Below are 17535 nucleotides of genomic sequence, written 5' to 3' on the forward strand. Positions count from 1 at the left end.
ATACCTAATATACTTATTTACTGGAATACTTCAAGTTTTTTAAGCTCAGATGGTGGAATTGGACTATGCTGAATTTATTCAGCAAGACGCGCATGTTTGTTACTCAAATAAAGACCAATATTGGCCTCCTTTATAAGTTTAGTGCAAATTTTAGTGCAAAATGAAATGAGAGTAAACAAAAAAGCAGCTACGTTTATACGTAACTGCTTGGTAATCAATGTGCCCAGAACAGGAATCGAACCTGCACTCCCGTAAAGAAACCAGATTTTGAGTCTAGCGCGTCTACCAATTCCGCCATCTGGGCGCTTTTCTAGAATTGGGGTAGCAAAAGTATCTATTCTTTAGTGAATGAGCAATATTTATTTCACTTATTTACAGCGTTACATTAAGACAATTCATCAACTCTATCCTTAACCCGCAACAGGTATTTCTTCCTGAAATAATAGTCCTTTATATCGTTCAGCAGCGTTTCCGTCTCACCTCCTTCATTAAACAGCGTGGTCAGGGGTGTTACCTCCAGTTCCCATTCTTCCAGCTGGCTGTTCAGCATCTCCTGCGATTCTTTCAGTAATTCAACATTTTCCGGTTCCATTTCGTATTGGCTTACAGTCTCATTCAGGTCCATCATCTCCATCAGGAAGTCGGGCGGCAGATTGTATTTCTCCTCATCTTCCAGCACACCCTTCAGCTTCAGTATATAAGCCATGGTAGCATATGGGTCTTTCAGCACCTTATATGCCTGGTTATTGGCCGACGACATCTGTAAAGCTTCAGCCTGTTGCTCAGCGCCTGCCAGCGTAAAACGGTCAGGGTGGTACTTACGGCTCAGTTCAAAGTATTTGCTCTTCACCAGTGCCTGGTCAGGATTGAAACTTACAGGTATATCGTATAATTCAAAATAGTTAACCATTTGGCAAAAATGCGTATGTTATCTTTGATAACAAAATTGCCGGCCATGATAAGAATAGGATTAATAAAAGAAAGGAAACAACCACAGGACAACAGGGTGGCACTCACCCCGGTGCAATGCCGCCATATTATGGAGAAATACGATAATGTGGAGATAGTAGTGGAACCATCTGCAACACGCTGTTGCAAAGATGCTGAATACGTAGCTGAAGGAATAACCATAACCGAAGACCTGGGCAACTGCGATATCCTTTTAGGCATAAAAGAAGCATCTGTAGACCACCTGCTGGAAGACAAAACTTATTTCTTCTTCTCTCATACCAAAAAGAAACAACCTTACAACCAAAAGCTGATGCACGCACTCATAGAGAAGCGCATACGCATGATAGATTACGAATGCCTCACCTTTAAAGATGAACAAAGAATACTGGGCTTCGGATTGTTTGCAGGTATAGTAGGTGCGCACAACGGCTTGCTTACTTACGGCAAAAAATTCGGGCAGTATGATCTGCCTCCCGCACATACGGTAGATGATTTCCCTGCACTTATCAATACCTACCGCCGCAAACGACTGCCGGCTATCAAAATAGCAGTAACAGGTTCAGGAAGGGTAGCAGCGGGTATTGTAGAGGTAATGACCCACCTGGATATAGAATCTGTAGAGCCGGAAGACTACCTGACGCATAATTATGACTATCCTGTATACACCCAACTAAAAGGAAGTCACCTGTATGCGCGTAAAGACAATGACAAGTTTTACCGGGACGATTTTCATGCCAACCCGGACATGTATAAGTGCCTGTTCTCTAATTATATAACCCAGACAGACATATTGATGAACGGCATATACTGGGATGAAGACATTGCACGCCTTTTTGACAAGAAAGACATTCAACGAAAAGACTGGCGCATCAGTGTTATAGCAGATATTACCTGCGATATCAACGGTTCCGTGCCCATTAATGTAGCTGCCACCACAATTGCCGACCCGGTTTATGGTATTGACAGGAAAACACTGGAAAAGACAGCACCATTTCAGCCTGTAACAGATATCATAGATGTAATGGCTGTAGACACCCTGCCCAATGAGCTGCCCAAGGATGCATCCCACTACTTCGGAGCACATTTTGAAAAATATGTACTGAAAGAATTGTTAAGCACAGATAGCGACATCATCCGCCGGGCAACTATTTGCGAAAACGGGAAGTTGACTTCAGAGTATGAATACTTGTCTGACTACGCATATAAGTAGCATTATTTTTTGGCAGGTTTTGTGCAAAGGTTGCTAACCGCACTTTCTATATCTCGGAACTCAAATCGGAAACCCTTTCCTTTTATTTTACCACTGCTTACTGTGCAGCTTTTGAGCACTTCTATACTCATTTCGCCCAATACCAGTTTCAGCAAAAAAGCAGGCACGGGCATCGGTATTTTTATTCCACCTTTAGCACGGGCCATACTATGCACCAGGTTTGAATGAGTTACAGGCAGCGGGGCTGTTGCATTGAATATGCCCGACACTTCTGTTCTTTCAATAGCAAAACGAATCATCCGGGCTACATCCCGTACATGTATCCAACTCACCACCTGGTCTCCCGACCCCAGTATGGGCATGATACCAAAGTTCATGGGTTTGTTGAACTCCCTGAATGCCCCACCTTCCCTGCCCAGTACAATTCCAAACCTTAGCACAACTCTGCGAACAAAGTCACTGGCCGGTTCAGAAGCAGCCTCCCATTGTACACAGGTTCTCCCCAGGAAGTCATCAGCCGGCAAAGCTGTTTCCTTGAAAGGATCTTCACCTGTATCTGCTCCGTAATACCCAATGGCAGACGAGCATACCAGCACTTTACAGTTCTTTCCATGCTCCTTAAGCTGCTCTGCCAGAAACTTAGTACCTATTACACGGCTATCTACAATATCAGTCTTGCGCTGCTCGGTCCACCTTTTGTCAGCTATGCCTTCACCAGCCAGGTGTACCATGGCCTCTACTTTAGCCAGTTGTGCTGTGTCTATCTTATTCTTAAGGGGGTCCCACTCGGCATAAGTGGTATTTTTAATATACTTACGGTTCTTATCCGGCTTGCGGGTAAAGACGATTATCTCATAACCATCATCGGCCAGTAGTTTCGACAGATGTCTGCCAACCAAACCAGTACCTCCAGTTATGCCTATATATTTCATATCGTTCCAGGTGCTGTGTACCGACACTGGTCGGCACTGCAGATTAAAAATAGATTAATTTCCCTACAAATACTAATCAGCCTATGTTATATAAATAACACTTTGTACATATTTTCTTTTTACCATACAATAAAAACAGGCAAGCCTCGTTTAAGTTGAAAAGCCGTTTAAATGAATAAAACTTTACTTAATCACTTTACAGTTATCCAACCATCTCAGCACGAAGTTCCCGACGAGGCAACTACACGTGACAATAGCTTACCCGCACTGGTTCGTGACCTCAGGAACGTATTGTTGCAGGCAGAGCAAGACCTGCTTTCGCCTAGGGCAGAAGCTGTCGAACAACTGTTGAGCAAGGCGTTAGGCTAGTTCTATAACTGTTATTTCAGGCAGTATACCCAACCTGCCCGGATAGCCAAGGAATCCAAAACCGCGGTTTACATAAAGGTATTGACTGCCTTTCTGGTACAAACCAGCCCAGTTCTTGTACACATATTTTACCGGACTCCACTTAAATCCGGGTATTTCTATGCCAAATTGCATGCCGTGTGTATGGCCACTCAGTGTCAGGTCAATATCAGGATACTCCTGCTGCACCTGGTTGTCCCAATGCGATGGATCGTGCGAGAGCAATATTTTGAAAGGCACTTGTTTTTCAGGTAATCCTGCATAGGCCTTTTTCATATCCCCATATTTAGGGAAACCCGCTTTCGCCCCCCAGTTCTCAATACCTACTATTGCTATCTTATCCTCTCCCCTTTCCAGCACCACATGTTCGTTCATCATCAGCTTCCAACCCATATCACTGTGGGTCTTTTTCAGCCACTCCAGGTTTTCCTTTTTAGCCTCATCACTTGGCCATTGCACATAGTCGCCATAGTCATGATTACCAAGAGTTGAGTAAACGCCCAGTGGCGCACTCAGTTTGGAGAAAATATCGGTATATGGTTGTATCTCATCTGCCTTATTGTTCACCAGGTCGCCTGTAAAAAAGATGATGTCCGGGTTTTCGGCCATAACTGTTTGTGCACCCCGTTCCACAGCATGATGATCGTCAAAACTTCCCGAATGGATATCTGATATCTGAACAATTTTCAACCCTTTGAAAGCAGCAGGCAAATTGTCAAACTTCAGGCTGATACGTCTTACCTTATAATTATACCGGTTGGTGATACCATACAGAAAACCACCCAACACTGTGCCACCCAATATCAATGCCACTCTTTTCAGGAAAACGGAACGGGTAATGCCTGTACCGAAGCCAAGGTCTGTCTTCATTTCTTTTACCGTCGGGCTGAGAAAGCTGCTGATCACCCACATGAACAATCTGCGCAAGTCATCAACTATCATCACTGCGCCTACCAATATTTTACCTACCCAGAAACCGATAGTGAAAGCCACAAAAATATTCCTGATTAGATGGGGCATTGCTGCCCAGTTCAACTGCCTGAAAAGGATAAAGCTGGCCCAGGTAGCAGTAGTAGCAAACAGGTACAACCCCATTAGGATCGTCCGCCAGACACCCGGCATAGGCTTCAGGGCAGAGCGTACCGCAATGAAACTATATATTTCGGCCAGGCCTACAACGGTAAGAAAGATCAGGAAACGTGTTCTCATTATGCAGTTACGAAATTAAAATTTAAGGAATTCATCTACCTGGTTATTGATAACTTTAACAGTTTCTTCTTTCAGAAGGTTACCGTCTTTGTCTATTTCTTCATTTATACGACTGAGAGGTATCTTATTGTGCAATACATTTACTTTCAGGTAGTTCAGCACACCTGTCATATGATCCATACCACGTAGATTGCCCGCCCGGCCATCAGCTACACCTGTCAGCATTGCCTTTTTATTCCACCAGCACCTGCGTATATCACTATTGTCTATCATGGTCTTTAAAATACCCGGGAAACTGCCATTATACTCCGGCATGATAAATACAAACTTTTCCGAGGGGATGAGGAGCCTTTGCTCCGCTTCTTTCAGTTTGCCTTGCTTATCCCAAACATTCAGCCCCTCAAGCGATAGCAGATGCACGCTTTCTTCCGTTTTATCGCGAAGCAGCTTGGTATATAGTGCTGCTACTCTGAGTGTCATACTGTCTTTCCTGTCTGTTCCTGATATTACCGTTATCATAATAAGTGAGCGTAAAGGTAAAAGGTTTGCGTTGTAACTACTATTGCGAATGCTGAAGACAGGATTAATGCAATTGATATTGTATGTTACCAAGGCTACACCACAGAAAATAAAAATTATCGCTGTACGTTTGTGTGTAGTATGTTTTGGATGAACAGGAGGCTCTTTGCAGCATATATCTTATTACTGGCTTTTTCATCTGCATCGGCACAGGAAGTAAACCTCGGCCTGCACTTCAGCCCCATAGCTACCATACCTGTTATGGGCAAGGGAACAACTACCAACTACCCCGCACTAAAAGCACGCAGGGTCATCGTCAATGCATCCGGCGGAGCAAATATCAATTTGAGGTTTGGCAAAATGTGCATTGAGACAGGAGGTAATATCACGACAAGGTCCGTTACCTTCAGAATGAAGCTGGATGAGTACAGCTACAATAATATAGGTAGCAGCTCCAGCATATCCAGCTATAGCGACCAACGCAGTACGGGTTACGCCATAGCCATCCCCCTGCAGGTAGGTTTCCTTTTAGACCATCACGAAGAGAAAACTACGTATGATCTCTTCGGCCTGCTGGGTGCTTCATACGAAATGCACACAACTACCGGTTATGCCTATGGGGCAACTACTTATAGTCAGTCAGGCACTTCGGTGAGTAATGGTATGAATTTCGCTCCCGTTGCCGGGGTAAAGACCAATTGGGTAAACATCATTGCGGGCTTTAAAATAAACGCTATTCTGCGTCGTGTCGGGTTGATTGACTATGGTATCAGGTATCATTTCCCACTATCAACGGCAGGCAAATATCATGTAGAAACTGTGGTTGGCAATGGCACATACGGTTCAGTATTTACGGGTGATTTTTACCCGCACTTGTCTTATATTGACTTCCACATCACCTACTACCTGCTGAACCTGAAAGGTGGTGAGGGTATTAAACATTATGTTTTCAGGTAAGAGCTACAGCTTCACCCCTGCAGTCAGGTAGAAACTTCTGCCATCGCCGGGGATGATACCCGGACCGGGATAGCCCGTTGCCCGGCGTGTGAAATAAGCTACGTTCATTACGTTATTGATACTTGCCTCCAGGGTCAGCCATTTATGTGTCCACCCTGCAGAAAGATCCATAAGATAATAAGCAGGCACCTTACCATTTACAGCACTATAACCACCGGTTTCTGCATTGGTGGCATCCGTATATTGTTCACTCAGGTAGCTGAACTGGTAAGTTAGTTTCCATTTTTCATAACCCAATTGAACCCCGGCCTTCCAGTTAATGAAGGGTACATACTCAACCCTTTTGCCTTGTATATTCTTTATCGGGCTTTTGGTATACGTAGCATTGGTCAAAGCAAGATTTGAGTAAACGGTTGCTTGAAGTTTTTCCAGTACAGGCTTCCAGTAGCGTTGCAGGTCCATCTCCATAAAAGTTTCCAGTCCGTATATCTGTGCCACACCAACATTACCCCTTCGGCGTATCACTTTGTTACGATCTTTTACGGCATAATACTCGCCTATCCGGTTGCCGTAATACAGGTAGAACATACTAACATCATAACGAAACGTATTCATAATACTGCCGCGCATACCCATATCACTACTCCACCCACGTTCATCGCTTATGGCCGGGTCTATCTCGAACGATGGGTTGACCACGCGTATGTCATTAAACGTTACAGAGCGGTAGTTCTGCGAGAAGTTACCATATGCTTCAGTATTTGAGGCCAGCTTATAACTCATGCCCACCCCACCTAACACAAATGCGCGAGGCAACAACCTGTTCTCTTGTGTTTCTACATCGCTTACTATACTATCGCGCAGGTCGTACACACGGTCGTGGTAAGAACCATTGGCTTCCGTACGGATATACTCTACACGTACACCGGGTGTTACCGTAAACTTTGACGACAGCCTGAATATATGCTCTGCAAAAGCAGCCAGGTTCAGGTTAGGGAATGAATAGTTGGAAATAAGCTGTGAGGTCTCATCCTCAAATTCAAAGTTGGCACCAGCGCCATTATTTACATAACCCTGCTTATTGCTGTTGTTACCCCTGTAAGCGCGTACGCCTGCCAGCAATACCTGCTGCTGGCCGCCTATAGTATATCGATGTAATAGGCGCGACTCCATAGCTGTATTCCTGAACTCGCCTGTCAGCAGATCACGCTGACCGCCTATATCAGCCTGCGAAGGCCTGTTAGGACGAAAACCTACTGCATCCCTTGTGGCAACAAGACTATACACCTTCGTCTGCAAGCGTGTACGCGAAGACATACGATAATCCCATTCCCCCTCCAGCAGGTTCCATGTTACGGCAAACCAGTTGCGCATACGGTTACTTTGTCTTGGGTCCTGCTCAAACATATTATCATCCAGTCCGCCGGGTTGCTGAGACAAGTAGTTGAGATGCGTGTATTCTATACCCAATGTGTTTTTATCATTCACTTTATAATTTACATGCGCATACCCATTAAAAGACTCAAACCCGCTGTTAGGCCTCCAGCCGTTACCACGCTTATACTGTGCATATGCGTAATAAGAAACCCTGCCTTTTGTACCATTGATAGCATTATAAGAACCGAAGAACCCAAACGAACCAACCGTCTGGCGGCTTTCGATATTAAAGGCGTTTTTACCTCCCGGTTGTTTCATCTCAAAGTTCAACAACCCGCCAAACTGGGTACCGTATTGCAGCCCGGCTGCTCCTTTCAGTATTTCTATCTTCGACAAAGCTTCAGCAGGTGGTGTGTAATAACTCTCAGGGTAGCCCAAAGCATCCGCACTTATATCATAACCATTCTGGCGAACGTTGAAGTTTGAAGTACGGTTAGGATCCAACCCCCTGCCACCAATGCTCAGTTGCAGGCCCGATCCATCATTTTCAAATATATTCAGCCCGGCTACCTTTGCGTATACCTGTCGTGTATTGTTGGTCGCTTTGTTTACGGTCAGCTTTTCTACATTGATTACCTCCGATTTCTTACCCGCTGTTATCTTCATACCATCTACCTGGTACATATGCCCGAAGTTAGATTGCCTGTCATCAGTTATCTCTACTTCATTCAAAGTATTACGCGTGCTGTCTTGTGCCAGCAATGCAACCGGCAACAAACATAAAACACCCGTCAATATCTTTCTATAATCCATGTATCTTATCGTCAAAATCAAGTATCCATTTTTTAGGTCTCCAGGTGTCGGTCTCTTTGGCAAGGTCAACAGTAGTATCAGCATACAGCCTGCTTCTGCGTCCGTTCATAGCAACATATATAGTAGCATATACTTCCGGGTTGTGCACACCGCGTGTAGTAAATTCGTCGTGCAGGTAGTGGGCATATTGCAGTATAAAATCCGGTTGCGTTGCCATCATACGTTCCTGGTTACGCGTCAGAAATTCATTGTTATTCACCGTTATCTTATTGCCTGTTGCGGCATCTTTCACAATAAATTGCGCATAACCCATTTTCTCCATCAGCATCACCCGCCACGAAAAGCGGTAACCATCTTCTGTCCAGAATAACTCTCCTTTATTCAGCAGGTAGCGCCATGGCATGATGATCTGTATCGTAAAAAACAACACAAACATGCTGCGCAACAACTTTGCCCTTTTGGGTTTGTAGCCAAACATGTCCTTATCATCATCTGCATGTAAAAACGGCCAGAACTCTTTCATTCGCTGCACGAACTTGTCCGCATCTTTTGAATCAAAGAATACCAATGCAGATACGATCATCACATATGGGAATACCCCTATCGGGAACAGAGCAGCCGTAAGCAGGTGAAACACGACAACCGTTGCATAGGCATATTGTCGTGTTTTGCGGTTGAGCAGGAAGAAAGGGATGGTCAGGTCGTATAATGCTCCGAACCAGCTAAAAAAATACGCCACCCACAAATGATTGAACAGTGGTCCCAGCAAAGGCATATCGTTATTAGCGGGCAACCACAGGCGCAGTGGCATAGCTTCTATAAGCCAATCCGAATTTAATTTGGCCAGTCCTGCATACACATACACGATGCTCATCATCATGCGTATGCTGCCTACCGTCCACAGTGGCACAAAGCGTTTGCTTATCTGTGGTTTGCGCATAGCGTCCAACGAAAAATTGACATTAGCTGGTAACCACATCATCAGGAACAGTACAAGCGTTACAAAATAGTAATGGTTCAGGTAGTTGGTCTTGTCCATCAGTTCTATATAAGTAAAACTGAGAAAGAGCAGAATGGAAGCTATCCTGTAGTACAATCCCAATGCAAAGAACAATGCACTGATACCACAAACAATAAACAACAGGTAAGTATATTGTCCCAACGGGTGCACCCATTCAAAACCCCAGTAGGTAAAGAACATCTTCGGGTTGATATATAATTCTTCTATCCACCCTTTCAACCAGAAACGAACGGTACTGAAAAAAAGCATGAAACCGAACACTACCCTGAAAACAGCAAGAGAAGCCGAGTATACCGGCTTCTCAAATTGTTCTGCTGATGCTATGTTCGCTATTTTTTGTTTCATCGGTTAGTCACCGTCGTTGTCTGTATATGTTATGGATATACTGAATGCCGATACCATGTCTACCTTGAGCAATGGTACTACGTCCTGTATCTCATCATAAGCTTGTAAAACGGAAGTTCTGTTGTTGTTGATATTATCGATCAGTGTGCCGTTCAATCCTTTCATGCTGTTGATAGCCTCTGTCATCTCCTGCTGTATAAGATCTGCCATCAGCATGCCATTATCATCTTTTGTACCAATGGCTGCCAGGTAAGTTTGCATACTTGCGGCCGTTCCGCCGGTATAAAAGTTTTTCACCTCGTTCAATGCTGCAACAGCAAATGGAATAGAATTTTCAGGCGAGTAGAAAGACTCGACATGTCCAACCGAAGGTGTACCGGACATAACACCCGCAGGTATACCTATTTTACCACCACGCAGGTAACGCTCGTAATACAGTACACAGCCATTCACCACCTGCGACAGGCTGCTGTTCACATCCGTACCCGTGCTTTCAATAAAAGTACTTTTGTAGGTAGACCAATCCGTATTCACCGCTTTTATTTTTTCCGCCATCTTGGCAACAACGGCAGACAGGTATGCTTTTCTGCCAGCTGCATTCGCACCTGTTGTATACATGCTCATATCTGTACCATTCAGCAGGTAATCCATCGCAGGGAAGCCTTGTGCATCCCTGTTCCCAAATGATTCCAGGTCGTATGTGCCGCTGCTGATGTTATCTGTCACTTTACTTACCGTTACAGGATAGGTATTCATATAAGAACGTAGTTGCGCGCCTTCTGCCGGACCGAATTCATACAGGTCAGTCTTTTGCCATTGAAGATAAGCAGTTGCCAGCGCCTGTTGTGCAGCAATGAATTTTGTCTGGTCAGGTGTCGCAACAAAGGCTGAAACTGCAGATTCCAAAGCCTCAACATCGGTGGTCATTTTTGCATATGCGGGAGCGATAAAATTATTCGCATAGTTCTCCAGCATAGGTTTCCTGTCCAGTTGGGCTATAGGTGCCGGCTCGTTGCCTTCCTTATTGCACGATATAGCTGCCAGCATTACTACCAACATCAAACCTAAAAACAATGGCCATTTTTTCATCAATATCTTTTTACTCTTTTAAACATGTAAAGCGACCAACCTATGTCGTGCCGCTCTACAAACCACCAATATTTTGTTTCGGTTAGTGATTCACTTCAACATTTTTATCTATACCAAATGCATCTGCTATCTGGTTACGTACATTTTCCAGGTCGGCATTTGTCAGCGACCAGAAGCCATCTTTCTTACCCCTCAGTATATTCAACAACTCATCAGACTTTACCCTGTTGATCTTTGCATTGTGCGCAAAACGCAGAGCATACACAAAACCCGTACCCTCAGAAAGCTCGTGGAACCTTGAAGCGGGGTCAGACTCTGCCATTGTCTTGTTCATATAGCTCACGGCAACAGTTGCTACGGCTTTCTCCAGGTTGGTACGCAGGTAAGCTATCTGCTCATCACGAGTAGCCATGTCTTTATTCACAATAGCTGCGCGCCCTTTCAGAAATGCCAGAAATATGCCTTCAGGGTCGCCTCCCGCAGCAGCAGTCACCTGGCGTACATAACCACCCAGGTAGCTCTCCAGGTACTTAGTAGCATCTGCAGGATCCTTCATCGGGTACACTTCGTTCTTCGTCAGGTAGCCATAAGCCTCGTCCCAGTGATGTTCCAGTGCGGTATAGTTCTTACCTTCTACCGTTATTGTATTATCAGCCGATTGTTCATCATCACCCAGGTACACATTGCATATCTGGTCCAGCATCATAGCACCCATCAAACCTTTCTGGATGAATTGCGCATATTCAAAGCCTTTTTCGTCTACCAGTCTTTTACCACCCAGCAAGCCTGCTTTACCTTGCTCTGCTGTTTGTCCGTTCAGGGCGCTGATCCTTTCCAGTTCTGCAAAATATCCCAGGAACACCTGGCGTTCTGCATCAGCATTCGTAGCTGAGAATGACTGCGCTGTCTTGGCAGAGATGACTTTGTCAGTCGCACTGTTAAGAGATGCATCGGAGAAAGGATTGTTCTTATTCTCAAACATATTTTTCAGCTTAACCGCACTAAGCGTACCGGTAGTACCTGTTTTTATGTAGGCATCTATTTCTGAGAACATCATGGTACGTGTGGTCTGACCGCTGAAGTCAACCGTTGAATTTCCGTTATCATCCACGAACTTAGAAAAGTAACTGGTTGAGGATGAAAGGGATGAATAAGGAATTTTTTGCTCAGACGTAGCAGGTATAACTGTGTTTTCTTTTTTGTTGCAGGATGTTGTCAGCAAAGCCATTACTGCCAGTCCCGGTATGATCACTTTTTTCATTAACATGCTCTTTGATGAATTGAGAGCGCAAATGTAGCTCCGGTATGATCTGCTCACTTTAACAATTGGGAAAAAGGATTTACATAATAAGGAAAAAGCCCGCTGGAAAAGGGAAATAGTGCATGAATTAGTATTTTGTATGCTGTAAAAGCAAGATATATGACACGTTACTACATATGCATATTATTTACATTACTGAGCTTTTCTGCTTTTGCCGGTAGCAAAATAGACTCACTGGCCGCCGCAGCTGATGCAGAAAAGGATAAAGAACTGCGTTTTGAGCTGTACTACAAACTGGCTGCTATGACCATCAGTTCCGACCTGCAGGCCAGTATCGGGTGGGCAACAAAAGCGCGGTCCTTTGCAATTGAGAACGGGCTGACCGATAAGATCATAAAATCGAACCTGATACTTACGAGTGCTGATATTGAGGCCGGTTATCTGGACGAGGCGATGACATCTGCTCAGAGCGCGCTAGACCTGTCCCGGCAGGGAGACAACTACCTTTATCAATACTATTCTTACAGAAATATGGCCATGCTCTATCGCAGAAAGGCCAATTACGACTCTGCACTCGTCAATTATATGGCTTGCCTTAAAGTTACAGAAGAACACCTGGGCGATACCTTTGTAGGCTATGCCTGTTCAGGGCTGGGATCCTATTACGCCACCATTCATAACCTCGAAAAGGCCGAAGAATGGCACCTGCGTGCGCTACAGATGTGCGAACAAACAAAAGACACGCCCGGCATGGCTGACTGCTACGATAACCTTGGCATTATCAATCGCGACAGGGGCGAGTATAAAAAAGCGCTGGTCTACTACAACAAGGCAAGGGAGATATATCTTACAAAAGGTGATTCATCTGATATAGCATTCATATACAACGATCTGGGTGCCATATATTCCAAATCGGGGGTTCTGGACAGTGGCGAATACTTCCTGGTAAAGTCTATCGAGATGCGTGAACGTATGAACGAACTCATTGAACTGGCATACACCTACAATTACCTGGGAGAAAATTATGAACGAAAAGGCGACCTGGAACAAGGAGAGCTCTATATCAAAAAAGCGCTGACACTGGCTATTCAGATAGCCAACAACAAACAGCACTACGAAGCCCTCGAAAGCTTGTCGGATTTTTATGCGCGCAATAAAATGTACGACTCTGCATACAAGTACCTGCAGCTTTACAAATCCTACCGCGACTCTATCAGGCAAATGGACAACGAGGCGTTGATAGCGGAACTGAACACGAGATACGAAACAGAAAAAAAAGAGAAAAGGATACAGGAGCAGGAATTTCAGCTCACCAGGAAAAATTACATGCTTACCGGCATTGCTGCCTTGTTTATAGCTCTGACGCTACTCAGCTATTCCTGGTACAAACGATATCAACTGAAACAAAGCGCTGCCTTGCAGGCTGCGGTAATGAAACAACAGGAACTGGCTACAAAAGCAATAATAGAAGCAGAGGAGAACGAGAGGCAGCGGATTGCGGGCGACCTACACGACGGTGTAGGGCAAATGATGAGCGCTGCAAAGATAAACCTGTCCACAGTTAGTGACGGTATCACCTTTGCCAGCGAAGAACAAAGAACAAGATTTGAAAATGCCCTGAAACTTGTTGATGACAGTTGTTCAGAAGTACGCACTGTATCTCATAATATCATGCCTAATTCATTGTTGCGCAATAGTCTTGCAGCTGCAGTGCGTACGTTTATCAACAAGATAGATCAGCATGTGCTGAAGATAAATCTTCATACCGAAGGTCTGAATGAGAAACTGGATGAGAATATTGAAATAATGCTGTATCGCGTTGTGCAGGAATGTGTGAACAATGTTATCAAACATGCAAAAGCCAACATTTTGGATATTTCACTTATCAAAGATGGCCATGAAATATCTGTGACCATAGAAGATAACGGCATCGGTTTTGACACAACTGATAAAACGAAATTTGATGGTATCGGCATGAAAAATATTGCAAGCCGCATACAATACCTTAAAGGTACAGTAGAATGGGACAGCGGCCGTAACAAAGGTACGGTTGTATCCATACAGGTTCCTCTTACATGATAAAAAAGGGGAGCATGGCTCCCCTTTTTTATAAACATACTTTTTGACTATTTAGTGTCTGACATATACCGGCAGCAATTGTTTTCCTTTTTTTGTCTCCAGTTGCAAAATATACATACCTGTCGCGTAACTGCTTACATCCAGCTTATGGATTTGCCCGTTTATTTCGCTACTATATATTGTTACGCCCTGCATGGTTATCAGCTTACAAGCAGTTATACTTGTCGACGCCTGTACTTCAATATACTTATCGGCCGGATTAGGGAAAACACTTAATTCTTTCGTATCGATCCTGCTGACGCCATCAGGCCAGATGTTGACGGTGAAATCAACAGTATCTTTACCGCATTGGTTGGTTAATATCAGTTTGCCTTTATAGCTGCCATTAGCGGTATATGTATTAGTAGGAGACGTAGCTGTGCTGCTTTTACCATCGCCAAACAACCATTGGGTGGAGGTTACAAAACGGGGGTTAGCCATGGTAAACTTATAAGTATTGTGTGTCTGCATATCAATGGTAATACTATCCAGCTGCGGCAGTGAATCAACCTCTACCATTACTGTATCTTTCACGATACAGTTCTTGCCATCTTTAATGGTCAGGATATAATCACCGGTATTGGCTGCGGTAGCAGAAGGAATGTTTAATGTTGATGAACTCGACGATGCGCTGCCGGGTCCTGTCCATGTATAACTGTAACCACCGTTGCCGCCACTGGCCGATGCAGACAATGCGATCAGGTCGCCCAGGCATACCGGGCTGTTCGAATTGACAGTAGCAGTGAATTTAGAGGGTTCTATTACCGTTGCATAGAATGTGTCTTTACATCCTCCTGTTGCGGTTACAATGAGTGTATAACTTCCGCCACCAAGTCCGCTGATATTCTGTGTATTGGCGCTGAAGTTCGGGCCGGTCCAGTCGAAGCTGAAAGGCGAAGAGCCTCCCGTAGTAGACACATTGATCGCACCTGTCTTATTGCCATAGCAGTCGACATGAGTAATATTCATATTCACTGAAGGTGTTGTGCAACCACCCGAAGACGCCGGCGTGATAGTTAATGAGCCCGATGCTACATTATCAAATGTCTGGTTATTATTGCCATTAGCTACCAATCCTGATGCATAAAAGGTAATATTACCGGTAGTGGTAGCAGGAGATGTCCAGGGGAAATCCATTACGTTGGTAGTCTTTGGGTTGCTGTGCGATATATATGTACGACTGCTGATCGTATTGGTATGAAAACCCGATGGTATCGAACCCCAGGTATTAATATTGCTGCTATTGGAAGATTGTACGCAAACCATTTGCATACCATACCTCGTGCTGGAGCTGGTGCCGCTTGCACTGATCGTCAATCTTACCGTATAGCTCTTGCTTGAGGTGTAAGTGGTAACCGGGGTACTTCCATCCAGTAATTGAATAGTGGTAGACGGGTTGTATGAACCGCCGCTATGGCAGCCCGAGCCTGTTCCGCAGTTACCATTATCAAAAGGAGCATTTGTTCTGCCTCCATTGGAAACATAGGATCCGCTATAGTTGAACATAGATAAATAGGCGGTCACGACTACCATTAACAGGGAGAGGAATGTCTTGTTAAAATACTTCATTTTTTCTGTTGTTTACCTGAAGCTTAAACTTAATAAAGAAATCACATTGTCAATAACCTAATAAGTCTGAGCGCAAATTAAATTGCAGCGATTATTAACTTTCAGTTACTATTTTCAAGAAATTTAATTCCTTTTAAATACTGTACTATCAGCTTCTCGTCTTCCGTCGGCATACTACAGCCATATGCAAACCATAGCCCTTTCGCAGCAGCTTGTTTTTCCAGGTCTGCTCCATCGCAAAACGTCTTAATATGGCCAGCAGATACCGGTTGGTGAGCAGTTGGTAAATACCCAGGTCTCCTTTTGCATACACCAACGTTTCATAGCTTAGCACTTCAAAATGTGCAGAAAGTAACTGCAATAGCGCTTTTTTGTCGATAATGTTTTCAATGGGTTGTTCAGAATAATTCCCCCCTTTCCTGCGGTCAAAATAAAACTTGTTAGGCGTGGTGAGTATCAGCCAACCATCATGTTTCAAGATACGCGAGCATTCATCTATCAGCATTTCCTGTTCTTCAATATGCTCCAACACCTCCTGGCATATTATGATGTCAAATGAGTTGGCCGGATAACCGGTCTGTGTACCATCGCCATCCTTGTAGATAATACCGGGATACAATTGCCCGGCTACCTGCATAGCGCCCGGCGAAAGATCCAATCCATGTGCTTCTGCTCCGGTAATCGCCTGCCACAGCGGCACCAGCCTGCCATCACCACAACCAAGGTCCAGGAGCTTAAGTGCTGCCCCCGCAGACTTCTTTCGCACCATCAGCAACTTATCCATGATCCACTTGGCCCGGTTCAGTTTATAACTGCCCAATGGCTGCATACCCTGCCAGTAGCGGTCATAAAAGTCTTTTTGTGCCTGTAATGGTCCGGTCATCACTCTGTAGTTAACCTGTTAAAGATATACAAGTAAGCTCAGGACATAAAAAAACGCCCTGCTCAAAACAGGGCGTTGATATATTGAATATGATTGTTAGTTATACTTCTGTTTCCTTACGTTGAAAGTATTGCGGGTACTTTCAGCTACTTTATGCAGGTCAAAACTCAACCCTACTGTTACAGGAACTGCCAGTATTGAATATTCCAGTGTTTCGAAAGGCCTTACTGTAGGTGCTTCCACTTCTTTATCAAACTTGAAGTTGTAGTACCTGGCTGAAACATCCATAAAGAATGCTACATAGTCATTCATATAAGCATTGATACCTAACTGGCCACCTAGGCACATTCCATCACCACCATCAGGTCCGTTGTACGATTCATTTTCTGCATAATACAATGAATTATTCCTCGCAAAACCCCAGCCGGCAGCCACACCCAGGTAAATAGATGTCTTCTTGTTCAGTTGGAAATTCTTATTCAGGAATGCGCAGGCAGAAACTGTGTATTTAGCATAAACCAGTTTTTTCCCATCACCACCAATAGAATCGATCAACAGGTGGCGGTTAGGGAAACCCGGGTATTTTATTGATGATTTGCTGGACAGCTCATGCATATGCCCCACGATACCATATTGCCAATTCGTTATTGTAGTCCTTGTAAGTTTTGCGGTTGTGGCATAATTCAATATCGTTTGATCGCCTTTATATATCAAATTGCCTGTAGGAGCACCATTTACAGCACCACCTACACCTACGGCTAAACTCAATTTTTGTGCATTCGCGTTGTATGCCAAAAGCAACATTGACAATACTACCAGTCTTTTCATAAAAGGTTATTTAGATAAGCCTTGTTAATAACTTATTCAATTGTG

Annotated in this window: 15 protein-coding genes and 1 tRNA gene; 4 read left to right on the forward strand and 12 right to left on the reverse strand. The window is 44.3% G+C overall.

Annotated elements, in window-relative coordinates; genetic code table 11:
* Window positions 1-220 precede the first annotated feature (220 nt).
* Together H6550_00070 and hscB are read right to left on the reverse strand one after the other, a co-directional pair.
* Window positions 221-304, reverse strand: a tRNA-Leu gene (locus H6550_00070).
* Window positions 305-385: 81 nt separating this feature from the next.
* Window positions 386-910, reverse strand: a complete 525-nt coding sequence (hscB, locus tag H6550_00075) for a Fe-S protein assembly co-chaperone HscB (GenBank protein ID MCB9044507.1) — start codon at window positions 908-910, stop codon at window positions 386-388.
* 45 nt (window positions 911-955) lie between these two features.
* Between hscB and H6550_00080 the strand changes: the two genes are divergently transcribed.
* Entirely contained in the window at window positions 956-2161 is a 1206-nt protein-coding gene (locus H6550_00080) for an alanine dehydrogenase (protein MCB9044508.1), read from the forward strand.
* 2 nt (window positions 2162-2163) lie between these two features.
* Here the strand turns inward: H6550_00080 and H6550_00085 are convergent, their stop codons facing one another.
* Window positions 2164-3093 (reverse strand): TIGR01777 family protein, encoded by a 930-nt coding sequence (locus H6550_00085; protein ID MCB9044509.1) that lies wholly within the window; start codon window positions 3091-3093, stop codon window positions 2164-2166.
* Window positions 3094-3264: 171 nt separating this feature from the next.
* On the opposite strand from H6550_00085, the gene H6550_00090 reads away from it, so the two are divergent.
* Window positions 3265-3462 carry a hypothetical protein gene (locus H6550_00090; protein ID MCB9044510.1) on the forward strand — a complete coding sequence of 66 codons (198 nt, stop codon included), beginning with the start codon at window positions 3265-3267 and terminating at the stop codon, window positions 3460-3462.
* On the opposite strand, the gene H6550_00095 is transcribed toward H6550_00090, so the two are convergent.
* Entirely contained in the window at window positions 3454-4710 is a 1257-nt protein-coding gene (locus H6550_00095; protein ID MCB9044511.1) for a metallophosphoesterase, read from the reverse strand. The genes H6550_00090 and H6550_00095 overlap by 9 nt on opposite strands.
* 15 nt (window positions 4711-4725) lie before the next feature.
* Window positions 4726-5229 (reverse strand): NAD(P)H-dependent oxidoreductase, encoded by a 504-nt coding sequence (locus H6550_00100; GenBank protein ID MCB9044512.1) that lies wholly within the window; start codon window positions 5227-5229, stop codon window positions 4726-4728.
* A gap of 150 nt (window positions 5230-5379) precedes the next feature.
* Here H6550_00100 and H6550_00105 point away from each other — a divergent pair, with 150 nt between their 5' ends.
* A complete protein-coding gene (locus H6550_00105; GenBank protein ID MCB9044513.1) occupies window positions 5380-6186 on the forward strand; it encodes a hypothetical protein in 807 nt (268 codons plus the stop codon).
* A gap of 3 nt (window positions 6187-6189) precedes the next feature.
* Here H6550_00105 and H6550_00110 read toward each other — a convergent pair whose 3' ends face one another.
* From H6550_00110 to H6550_00125, 4 genes are all read right to left on the reverse strand, one after another.
* Window positions 6190-8376: a TonB-dependent receptor gene (locus H6550_00110; GenBank protein MCB9044514.1), complete on the reverse strand. Its 2187-nt coding sequence runs from the start codon at window positions 8374-8376 to the stop codon at window positions 6190-6192.
* Entirely contained in the window at window positions 8366-9742 is a 1377-nt protein-coding gene (locus H6550_00115; protein ID MCB9044515.1) for an HTTM domain-containing protein, read from the reverse strand. Before H6550_00115 ends, H6550_00110 begins: the two co-directional genes overlap by 11 nt.
* 3 nt (window positions 9743-9745) lie before the next feature.
* A complete protein-coding gene (locus H6550_00120; protein ID MCB9044516.1) occupies window positions 9746-10831 on the reverse strand; it encodes an imelysin family protein in 1086 nt (361 codons plus the stop codon).
* A gap of 82 nt (window positions 10832-10913) precedes the next feature.
* Window positions 10914-12092 (reverse strand): DUF4856 domain-containing protein, encoded by a 1179-nt coding sequence (locus H6550_00125; protein MCB9044517.1) that lies wholly within the window; start codon window positions 12090-12092, stop codon window positions 10914-10916.
* Window positions 12093-12251: 159 nt separating this feature from the next.
* Between H6550_00125 and H6550_00130 the strand changes: the two genes are divergently transcribed.
* Window positions 12252-14171 (forward strand): tetratricopeptide repeat protein, encoded by a 1920-nt coding sequence (locus H6550_00130; GenBank protein MCB9044518.1) that lies wholly within the window; start codon window positions 12252-12254, stop codon window positions 14169-14171.
* 51 nt (window positions 14172-14222) lie between these two features.
* Here H6550_00130 and H6550_00135 read toward each other — a convergent pair whose 3' ends face one another.
* The 3 genes from H6550_00135 to H6550_00145 form a co-directional block, all read right to left on the reverse strand.
* Window positions 14223-15779, reverse strand: coding sequence for a T9SS type A sorting domain-containing protein (locus H6550_00135; GenBank protein MCB9044519.1), 1557 nt, complete (start codon window positions 15777-15779; stop codon window positions 14223-14225).
* 148 nt (window positions 15780-15927) lie between these two features.
* Window positions 15928-16662: a class I SAM-dependent methyltransferase gene (locus H6550_00140; protein ID MCB9044520.1), complete on the reverse strand. Its 735-nt coding sequence runs from the start codon at window positions 16660-16662 to the stop codon at window positions 15928-15930.
* A 96-nt stretch (window positions 16663-16758) separates the two neighbouring features.
* Window positions 16759-17490, reverse strand: a complete 732-nt coding sequence (locus H6550_00145; GenBank protein ID MCB9044521.1) for a hypothetical protein — start codon at window positions 17488-17490, stop codon at window positions 16759-16761.
* Between the last annotated feature and the right edge of the window lie 45 nt (window positions 17491-17535).

Source organism: Chitinophagales bacterium (assembly GCA_020636495.1).
Taxonomy (GTDB): Bacteria; Bacteroidota; Bacteroidia; order Chitinophagales; family Chitinophagaceae; genus UBA5543.